Annotated in this window: 1 protein-coding gene and 1 pseudogene; one reads left to right on the top strand and one right to left on the bottom strand. The window is 58.5% G+C overall.

What is annotated here, in order from left to right:
* A pseudogene (locus tag ACLL9E_RS01320) lies at positions 1 to 227 on the bottom strand (bifunctional 2-polyprenyl-6-hydroxyphenol methylase/3-demethylubiquinol 3-O-methyltransferase UbiG); the annotation flags it as partial.
* A gap of 54 nt (positions 228 to 281) precedes the next feature.
* On the opposite strand from ACLL9E_RS01320, the gene ACLL9E_RS01315 reads away from it, so the two are divergent.
* Positions 282 to 1,028, top strand: a 747-nt coding sequence (locus ACLL9E_RS01315) for an aspartate kinase (protein WP_411289948.1), incomplete at its 3' end; no start/stop codon positions are given.

Raw genomic sequence — 1,028 nt, 5'->3', positions numbered from 1 at the left:
GCACCGCAGCCCACGTCCAGTGCGGTTTTGCCCGCAAGCGGATATCGCGCCTTTCCATCGCCGCCGAAATGCGCATCAATCGCGCCTCTGATGAACGCCAGCCGCACGGGATTAAGCTTGTGCAGCATCGCTGAACTGCCCTTTGGGTCCCACCATTCAGAAGCCAAAGCGCCGAAATGGGCGGCTTCCGCAGCGTTAATTGTCGTTGCTGAGCTTGCGTTTGTCATATCCTGTCCCTATCAGGACGCGCGATTGTAATATAGCGATTATTGAAGGTTTTCATGGCGCGCATTGTAATGAAATTTGGCGGCACGTCGATGGCCGGCACCGAACGCATCCGCCGTGTCGCCCAATTGGTCAAGCGTCAGGCCGAGCGTGGGGACGAAGTTGCTGTCGTGGTGTCCGCCATGGCTGGCGATACTGATCGCCTTGTCAACTTCTGCCGTGAGGCAAATGCGTTATATGACCCTGCCGAATATGACGTGGTGGTTGCGGCCGGCGAGCAGATAACCGCTGGCCTGTTGGCGATAACGTTACAAGCGCTTGGTTGCGAAGCGCGCAGCTGGCTTGGTTGGCAGATGCCGATCCATACAGACGATGCCCATGCCAAAGCGCGTATCGGGTCCATTGATACCGGTGAACTGCTGGCATCAATGCAGGCAGGAAACATCGCCGTCATCCCCGGATTTCAGGGTCTGACCGATGATAACCGGGTTACCACCCTGGGCCGCGGCGGCTCCGATACGTCTGCGGTCGCCGTTGCCGCGGCAGTCAAAGCCGACCGCTGCGATATTTATACCGATGTTGACGGCGTCTACACCACCGATCCGCGTATCGTGGCCCGTGCTCGCAAGTTGAAGGCTGTGACCTACGAGGAAATGCTTGAACTGGCGTCGGTTGGATCGAAAGTGTTGCAGACCCGCTCGGTCGGACTTGCGATGAAAGAGGGCGTGCGCATCCAAGTGCTGTCTTCGTTCGTCGATGACAGCGCACCCGACGCAGACAGCATCCCCGGCACGATGATCGTG

The sequence above is a fragment of the Sphingorhabdus sp. genome (assembly GCF_046596595.1).
Classification (GTDB): domain Bacteria; phylum Pseudomonadota; class Alphaproteobacteria; order Sphingomonadales; family Sphingomonadaceae; genus Sphingorhabdus_B.
This window is presented reverse-complemented; position numbering and strand designations above follow the sequence as displayed.